Consider the following 8,026-nt stretch of genomic DNA (forward strand, 5'->3'; position numbering starts at 1 on the left):
TGCCAGCCATGCCAGGATCTGCTCTCGTTGTGATCGAGCCCGAATTCGTTTTTCGCAGTTTCAAAGCTGTCTTCGATCGCCCATCGATGGCCTTCGACCGCGACCAGCGTTTCAATTGATGTTCCTGCCGGGCACCAGGTCGAGAAGAAGGCGAGGTCATCATCAGCGATACGACGCCGGATCAGCAGACCGCGTGTCCAAAGACCTTGATCGACGCTGTTGAATTCTTCGGCATCGAGATCGGCTAGTTCGAGATAACACCAATCGTGCAGCCGCGGTCCTTTGGTTCCGGCACCGGCCGACAGGCGCTTCCAGTCGGATGGGCGTCGCGTCCGGGCGAGTTCCGCAGCCGTCCCGGCGACCGGCGGTCGCTTGCCCCAGGATCGGAATACATGAGCGCTGTTGACCCCAAGCACGTAGCCCTTGCCGGCCCGACGCAATTGCTGTTCGAGGTCGCCAACACCGTAAACGGTATCGCCGGCAACCCAGTTGAATGGGACAGACGCCGCTATCGCCCGTGCGATCATTCTCGTCGCAAGCTTTGGCTTGGTCGCAAAACCGACGTCGGCAGGCACGTATGTGGCTTCCAGGCGATCTGGATCGTCGGTCCATTCCTTCGGAAGATATAATGCGCGATCGATGAACGCATGGCCATGACGCGAAACGTAGGTAGCGAACACGCCGATCTGGCAGTTCGTAATCTTGCCTGCCGAACCGGTGTATTGCCGCGCCACGCCGCACGACGCCTTCCCCTGTTTGAGAAAGCCGGTCTCGTCGATGACGAGGACCGCATCGTCGTCTGCCAAATGCTCCATCACATAGTCGCGGACAATATCGCGCAAGGCATCGGCATCCCAATCGCTGCGACCCAAGATCGCCTGTTGCCGCCAAGGACCAGGATCGCCAGCGGCCTCCGCGCGCATCCAACCGGTCTTGCGTTGCTCATCACCGAGCAGACCTTCCAGAAACAGGCCCGCGTTCCTCGCAACACGTTCTTGCCCGAACAGCGGACGTATCCGCTTCTTAACCTCCCGAAGCGACGCAGCCCACAACGCAAGCGTCTCTTCAACTGACGCTGCCTGCGCCCACAATCTTCGAATCATGGTTGCCCATGGATTCAGAAACTCTCAGAAAACACAACTGTAATGCTAGGCGCGGGTGATCCTGACCGGTCTCCGTACGTCTGTGGCCGGCGTCGACCCAACAATTTGTTGACGAGACTTAATCTCTTGTACATTAGTGCAAATGGGCGCCGTCGGCCTTTCAGGGCGATACTTCTCGACATCGATCTGGCGTCATCGCCGAAGGAGACCGTCTCATGCAGCCGGAACCGATCTTCGATCTCGCGCATCTCGGCCATATGGAGCTGCTGACGCCCAAACCCGACGAGAGCCTCAAATTCTTCGTCGACGTGATGGGCATGACCGTCAGCGGCCGGACGGGCGAGTCGGTCTATCTGCGCGGCTGGGATGATTACGAGCGCTATTCGCTCAAGCTCACGGCGTCGAAGACCTCGGGCATGGAGCACATGGCGTTGCGCGCCCGCAGCGAGCAGGCGCTCGAGCGCCGCGTTGCGGCGCTGAAGGGCTCGGGCTTCGACATCGGCTGGGTCGATGGCGACATGGGGCAGGGGCCGGCATTCCGCTGCCGCGATCCCGACGGTCACGTCATCGAGCTCTACTACGAGACCGAGTGGTACAAGGCGCCCGCCGAGCTGAAGCCGGCGCTGAAGAACCAGGCGCAGCGCTTTCCGGCGCGCGGCATCAATGTCCGCCGGCTCGATCATCTCAACTGCCTTGCGGTCGACATCAAGGCCAACCGTCTGTTCTTCGAAAACTATCTCGGCTGTCGCACCACCGAGCAGATCGTGCTGAACGACGGTACTGAAGCCGCGATGTGGATGACGATGTCGAACAAGAGCTACGACTTCGCCTACACGCGTGATCACTACGGCGTCGAGGGCCGCTTCCATCACGTCACCTACGCACTCGACAGTCGCGAGGAGATCCTGCGCGCCGCCGACATCTTTCTCGAGAACGGCGTGCACATCGAGACCGGGCCGCACAAGCACGCGATCCAGCAGACGTTCTTCCTCTACGTCTATGAACCCGGCGGCAACCGCGTCGAGGTCGCCAATGCCGGCGCCCGCCTGATCCTCGCGCCGGACTGGAAGCCGATCGTATGGACCGAGGAGGAGCGCAGGAAGGGACAGGCCTGGGGTCTGAAGACGATCGAGTCGTTTCACACCCACGGCACGCCGCCCGTGGCGCGCTGAGACGCGAGTCGTAATCCGGAACCGTGGACCTGCCGCGAGGAACGCTCTCCCAAACGCGTCGATACGCCGCCGCGACCACAAGCGGTCGATGGCTATAGTCTCCGACGCACGATCGACATGGTCTGGTTCGAGAGGATCGGCACGATGAAGGGCAAGACGTCGAAGGGATCGGCGAAGATCGCAAGGAAGGTCCCCGCTAGGCGGAGTGCCGCGAAGCCGCGCCTGCTCGCGGGCGGCAATCCCCAGATTGCGAAGGGCGAGGGCGACGCTCCCGTGCAGGCCTATATCGCGGCGATGCCGGGCTGGAAACGCGACGTCGGACGCAGCCTCGATGCACTGATCTCGCGCACGGTGCCCGGCGTGCACAAGGCGGTGAAGTGGAACTCGCCGCTTTACGGTATGGAAGGCCAAGGCTGGTTCCTCGGAATCCACACCTTCACGAACTACGTCAAGGTGGCCTTTTTCCGCGGCGCGTTGCTGCGTCCCGTCCCGCCAGGTGAGTCCAAGCAGCAATACACGCGCTACCTCAACATCCACGAGAGCGACCAACTCGACGAAACCCAGTTCACCGCATGGGTGAAGCAAGCCAGTCAACTGCCCGGCGAACGAATGTGAGCGGCGCTCCGGCCTTGCCTGCGCTGCGTTTCTCACCATGTTTCGGAGGCACGAACGGGGGCATGAGGTGGCGCCATGACATCGCAACCCGACTTTTCCAGTGAGAACTTCAACCGAGATCCCGTTGCCGGCATCGCCGCGTTGCGCGCCCGCGGGCAGATTGTCGAGGTGAAATTTCCGATCGTCGGCCGGGTCTGGCTGACGACCACCTATGACACGGCCACCGCGATGCTGAAGGACAGCGCGACCTTCACGCTGCGCAAGGAAGACGGCGAGGTCGCGGGCCTGCGCTGGTGGATGCCGAAGTCGATCGCCACTGTTGCCAACAACATGCTGACGATGGACGAGCCCGACCACACGCGGCTGCGCAGCATCGTCGATGAAGCGTTTCGCCGCCGCGCGGTGCTCGACATGGAGCCGCATATCCGCGCCATCGCCGATCGCATGGCCGACGAACTGTTCGCGGCGGGAACCCCAGCCGACATCGTTCAGCGCTATGCGCGGATCCTGCCGGTGTCGGTGATCTGCGAACTGCTTGGCCTGCCGCTCGCCGACCGGCCGAAATTCATCGCCTGGGCGAATGCGATGACGCAGCTCCGAAGCCCGATCAGCTTCCTGCGCATGATGGGTTCGCTGTCGAAGATGCGGCGCTATCTCGCCGAGCAGTTGCAATCCGTGCGCGAGAAGGGCGGCAAGGGACTGATCGCGGAGCTGGTGCAGGTCGAGAAGGAAGGCGGCCGCATCACGCCGGACGAAATGGTCTCGATGATGTTTCTTTTGCTCGCGGCCGGCTCGGAGACCACGACGCATCTGATCAGCGGCTCGGTGTTCGAACTGCTGAGGGACCCCGCGCGGCGCGATTGGCTCGAGGCCGATTGGAGCCGCATCAGCCTCGCGATCGAGGAATTCCTGCGCTTCGTGTCGCCGGTGCAATTTACCAAACCGCGCTATGTCAGGCGCGAGGTCGAGCTCGGCGGCGTCAGGCTGAAGAAGGGCGATCGCGTGATGGCGATGCTCGCAGCCGCCAACGTCGATCCGGCCGCCCATGAGCATCCTGAGAAGATGGATCTCGAACGCAAGCCGAATCGGCACGTCTCGTTCGGGACCGGAATCCATTTCTGCCTCGGTCATCAGCTTGCGCGAATCGAGGCTGCCTGCGCGCTGCAGGCATTGTTCACGCGCTGGACCCGCCTGCAGCTTGCGGTCAAGCCTGAGCAGGTTCGCTGGCGCGGGCGGCCGGGCATCCGCGCGATCGACAAGCTGCCTGTCGTCGCGGGCAGTTGAAGCGGCCTCTCGCGCTGGATCGTTGCGGCGCCTCAGGCGTTTGGTGTTAGGTTGCGCCGACACGAACGTCAGAGGAATACGTCGATGAGCGAACAGACGACGGATAAGCGCGTGCGGGAGGCGTCCCGCAGGCATTTCCTGCAGGCGGGTGCAGCATTGGCCGGCGGCTCTGCGGTCGCAGGGCTCGGCGGCTCCGGCGCGCTCGCTGAATCCGGGAATAATCTTCCGCCCAATGTGCCCGAATGGATGAAAGCCCCTGGTGCCCCCATGGGAAGCCAGCCCTACGGCGCGCCCTCCACCTACGAAAAGGGCGTCATCAAGAACATCTCGAAGACGCTGCCGCAATATATCTCGGCCTCGGGCCGCACGCCGCTGCAGGATCTCGACGGCATCATCACGCCGAACGGCCTGTTCTACGAGCGTCACCATGGCGGCGTGCCGACGATCGATCCAGCCGAGCACCGGCTGATGCTGCACGGCATGGTCGATCGTCCGCTGGTGTTCACGATGGACGACATCCGCCGCTTTCCGTCGCAGTCGCGCATCCATTTTCTGGAGTGCTCCGGCAACCCGGTCTACACCAAGCCGTATGGCAAGACGGCGTCCGACCTCGTCGGTCTCTTGAGCTGCGCCGAATGGACCGGTGTGCCGCTGAAGACGGTGCTGAACGAGGCCGGCCTGCAGGCCGGCGCCAAATGGATCGTGGCCGAGGGTGCCGACGCCGCCGCGCTGACCCGCAGCATCCCGATCGAGAAATGCCTCGACGACGCCATGCTGGTCTACAGCCAGAACGGCGAGCGGCTGCGCCCGCAGCAGGGCTATCCGCTGCGCCTGCTGGTGCCCGGCTTCGAAGGCAACATGAACGTGAAATGGCTGCGCCGGCTGAAGGTGGTGGCGGAGCCCGTCTATTCGCGCGAGGAAACCTCGAAATACACCGACCCGATGCCCGACGGCACGGCGCGCGAGTTCACCTTCTATATGGAAGCCAAATCGATCATCACGCGGCCGTCCGGTGGACAGAAGCTGACCGCGAAGGGTTTTCAAGAGATCACCGGGATCGCCTGGAGCGGCCACGGCAAGATCAAGCGCGTGGAGGTGTCGGTCGATGACGGCGAGAGCTGGCAGGATGCGACGCTGCAGGAGCCAGTGCTGACGCGCGCGCTCACGCGCTTCCGCTTGCCCTGGCATTGGGACGGGACGCCGGCAGTGATCCAGAGCCGCGCCATCGACGAGACCGGCTACGTGCAGCCGACACTGGCTGAGTTGGTGGCTGTGCGTGGTGTCAACTCCTTCTATCATAACAATGCGATCTGGCCCTGGCGGATCGATGCGAATGGCGAGGTGAGCAATGCGCAGGCTTGACCTCAAACTCGCGCTGCTGGTGAGCGCGATTGCCGCCGTCGGTTTCGCTGCACAGGCGGAGGAGCGCTACGGCATCGGCCAGCCTGCGACACAGGCGGAGATCGCCGGCTGGAACATCGATATCGGTCGCGACGGCTCCAACCTGCCGCCCGGCAGTGGCAGCGTCGAGCGCGGCCGTGTCGTGTTCAGCGAGCAATGCGTCGCCTGCCATGGCGACAACGGGCAGGGAGGCATCGGCGACCGCCTGGTCGGTGGGCAGGGCACGCTCGCGAGTGCCAAGCCGATCCGCACCGTCGGCAGCTACTGGCCTTACGCTCCGACGCTGTTCGACTACATCCGCCGCGCCATGCCGCAGAACGCGCCGCAGTCGCTGAGCAATGAGGATGTCTACGCGGTATCCGCCTACATTCTCAGCCTCAACGGCATCGTTCCGCAAGACGCGGTGCTCGATGCCAAGTCGCTGGCCGCGATCAAGATGCCGAACCGCGACGGCTTTGTCTCCGACCCCAGGCCTGACGTGCACGACCACTGAGGGCCAGGCCGGAACGGCCCATTGTATGCCGCGGTGGCCGTGCGCCGCCGCGGCTACGTCGCGGCATCGTGACCCGGTTGCTGTCCGCGGCCGGAATTTCTCCGTCGTCAGGTCAGTCCTTGATTCAGTCGGGGACGGCTGCCGCCGTCTCTCGACGGTCTTCAGTTGACGCATCGGAGAGATCACATGGCCGGACACAGGATTGCTGCAGCCGCGGCGCTGCTGCTGAGAGTTACGCTTGCGCCCGCCGTCGCGCAGATGTCGGAGCCGGCGGCGTTTGATGCACAGAATCCCGGCCGCAGCTCGATCAATGGTGGAGCCCTGACGCCCTGGGACGAATCCCAGTTGGCCGCAGAGCGTCGCGGCGATCCGGGCAACGCCTATGGCGCCATGGCGCCAACGTCGTTCGCTTGTATGCGCCATCATTCGTTCGATCCCGCACCCGGCACCTTCCACGTCCGCGACGGCCGCCGGCACGCCTGCCAGTAGCGTTGCACCACTTTCACAGTGGATAAGGCTGCTTGAATGCCACGCTTCGGCCTGGCATTTGAACGCTCCTGCCTCCGGCGGGTTATGGTTGCGTGGATCGGGCCGACGGCGGAGGTGAACGGTTTGGCCGACGTCTGGGTGCGGAAATCGACGACCGAGCTGTTGCAGGAGGCCGCTCAGGCGGTCGGCGACGCCGAGGCGCCGCGGTTCAAGCGCTCGCTGTCGGCGCTGCAACTGGTGAGCCTCGGCATCGGCGGCATCATCGGCGCCGGCATCTTCGTCCTGACCGGCCACGCGGCGGCCGCCAATGCCGGTCCCGCCGTCACGCTGTCCTTCATGCTTGGCGCGATTGCCTGCGCATTCGCCGGGCTCTGCTACGCCGAGATGGCGTCGACGGTGCCGATCTGCGGCAGCGCCTACACCTATGCCTATGCGACCCTCGGCGAACTGATCGCATGGATCATCGGCTGGGACCTGATCCTCGAATATGCGGTCGGCGCGATCGCGGTCTCGGTCGGCTGGTCCGGCTATTTCGTCAGCTTCGTGCGCGATCTCGGCATCAACCTGCCGCAGCAATTCAGCTCGGCGCCGCTCGCCTATGACGTCAATACCGGCGCATGGTCGTCGACCGGCGCGGTCATCAATATCCCGGCGATGGCGATCATCGTCTTCGTTACCACGCTGCTGGTGATCGGCATCCGCGAGTCCGCGCGCTTCACCAGCTTCATCGTTGCGCTCAAGCTGATCGTCATCGCGCTGTTCCTCGCCACCACCGCGTCGTCGGTGTCGCTGTCGAACTGGGTCACCACGGGCAATCCGGACGGCTTGCTGATCCCGCCGAATGCCGGCCCGGGCGCCTTCGGCTGGTCCGGCGTGGTCCGCGGCGCCGCCGTGGTGTTCTTCGCCTATATCGGCTTCGACGCGGTCTCGACCACGGCGCAGGAGGCCAAGACGCCGGAGCGGGACATGCCGATCGGCATTCTCGGCTCGCTCGTGATCTGCGCGGCGCTCTATGTCGCGGTCGGCTTCGTGCTGACCGGCATCGTGCCGTACGACCGGCTGAACGTGCCGGATCCGATCGCGGTCGGCATCGATGCCGTCGGCGTCGGCTGGCTCAGCCCATTCATCAAGCTCGGTATCCTGTTCGGCCTAACGTCGGTGATCCTGATCATGCTGCTGGCGCAGCCGCGGATCTTTCGCTCGATGGCCTATGACGGTCTGCTGCCGGCCTTCGCCGCAAAAATCCATCCGCGCTTCCAGACGCCTTATGTCTCGACCATCATCTGCGGCGTGATCGCCGCCATTCTTGCCGGCCTGCTGCCGATCGGGCTGGTCGGCGAGCTCGTCAGCATCGGCACGCTGTTCGCATTCGCCGTAGTCTCGGTCGGCACGCTGGTGCTGCGCCTGCGCGATCCCGATTTGCCGCGCCCGTTCAGGGCGCCCGCGATCTGGCTGGTGGCGCCCGCCGG

The 8,026-nt window shown here is 64.2% G+C and carries 8 protein-coding genes; 7 read left to right on the top strand and 1 reads right to left on the bottom strand.

Translation table 11 applies throughout. The annotated features are described in order from the left end of the window. Window positions 1-1,103 (bottom strand): IS701 family transposase (locus tag AS156_RS28855; protein WP_066500704.1); only part of this gene is annotated, 1,103 nt, incomplete at its 3' end. Between the two features lie 215 nt (window positions 1,104-1,318). On the opposite strand from AS156_RS28855, the gene AS156_RS28860 reads away from it, so the two are divergent. The 7 genes from AS156_RS28860 to AS156_RS28890 all read left to right on the top strand — a co-directional run. Further along, window positions 1,319-2,275, top strand: coding sequence for a catechol 2,3-dioxygenase (locus AS156_RS28860; RefSeq protein ID WP_066511851.1), 957 nt, complete (start codon window positions 1,319-1,321; stop codon window positions 2,273-2,275). Between the two features lie 144 nt (window positions 2,276-2,419). Beyond that, the gene (locus AS156_RS28865; RefSeq protein WP_066511948.1) at window positions 2,420-2,890 is read left to right on the top strand and encodes a DUF1801 domain-containing protein; all 471 of its coding nucleotides are present in this window, start codon (window positions 2,420-2,422) and stop codon (window positions 2,888-2,890) included. 75 nt (window positions 2,891-2,965) lie between these two features. Beyond that, the gene (locus AS156_RS28870) at window positions 2,966-4,174 is read left to right on the top strand and encodes a cytochrome P450 family protein (RefSeq protein ID WP_066511852.1); all 1,209 of its coding nucleotides are present in this window, start codon (window positions 2,966-2,968) and stop codon (window positions 4,172-4,174) included. A gap of 84 nt (window positions 4,175-4,258) precedes the next feature. Next, window positions 4,259-5,536 carry a sulfite dehydrogenase gene (gene soxC, locus AS156_RS28875; protein WP_066511854.1) on the top strand — a complete coding sequence of 426 codons (1,278 nt, stop codon included), beginning with the start codon at window positions 4,259-4,261 and terminating at the stop codon, window positions 5,534-5,536. Continuing rightward, window positions 5,523-6,068 (top strand): c-type cytochrome, encoded by a 546-nt coding sequence (locus AS156_RS28880; RefSeq protein WP_082747784.1) that lies wholly within the window; start codon window positions 5,523-5,525, stop codon window positions 6,066-6,068. The genes soxC and AS156_RS28880 overlap by 14 nt, the downstream gene beginning before the upstream one ends. A 186-nt stretch (window positions 6,069-6,254) precedes the next feature. Continuing rightward, window positions 6,255-6,557 (top strand): BA14K family protein, encoded by a 303-nt coding sequence (locus AS156_RS28885; RefSeq protein WP_066511856.1) that lies wholly within the window; start codon window positions 6,255-6,257, stop codon window positions 6,555-6,557. 123 nt (window positions 6,558-6,680) lie between these two features. Then, window positions 6,681-8,026: amino acid permease (locus AS156_RS28890; RefSeq protein WP_245313113.1), on the top strand; the 1,346-nt coding region annotated here is incomplete at its 3' end.

Source organism: Bradyrhizobium macuxiense (assembly GCF_001542415.1).
GTDB lineage: Bacteria > Pseudomonadota > Alphaproteobacteria > Rhizobiales > Xanthobacteraceae > Bradyrhizobium > Bradyrhizobium macuxiense.

What these genes read in the sequence shown, in the direction of transcription:
- AS156_RS28880 (WP_082747784.1), top strand. Translation starts at nt 5,523, where the DNA reads ATGCGCAGGCTTGACCTCAAACTCGCGCTGCTGGTGAGCGCGATTGCC.
- AS156_RS28860 (WP_066511851.1), top strand. Translation starts at nt 1,319, where the DNA reads ATGCAGCCGGAACCGATCTTCGATCTCGCGCATCTCGGCCATATGGAG.
- soxC (WP_066511854.1), top strand. Translation starts at nt 4,259, where the DNA reads ATGAGCGAACAGACGACGGATAAGCGCGTGCGGGAGGCGTCCCGCAGG.
- AS156_RS28885 (WP_066511856.1), top strand. Translation starts at nt 6,255, where the DNA reads ATGGCCGGACACAGGATTGCTGCAGCCGCGGCGCTGCTGCTGAGAGTT.
- AS156_RS28870 (WP_066511852.1), top strand. Translation starts at nt 2,966, where the DNA reads ATGACATCGCAACCCGACTTTTCCAGTGAGAACTTCAACCGAGATCCC.
- AS156_RS28865 (WP_066511948.1), top strand. Translation starts at nt 2,420, where the DNA reads ATGAAGGGCAAGACGTCGAAGGGATCGGCGAAGATCGCAAGGAAGGTC.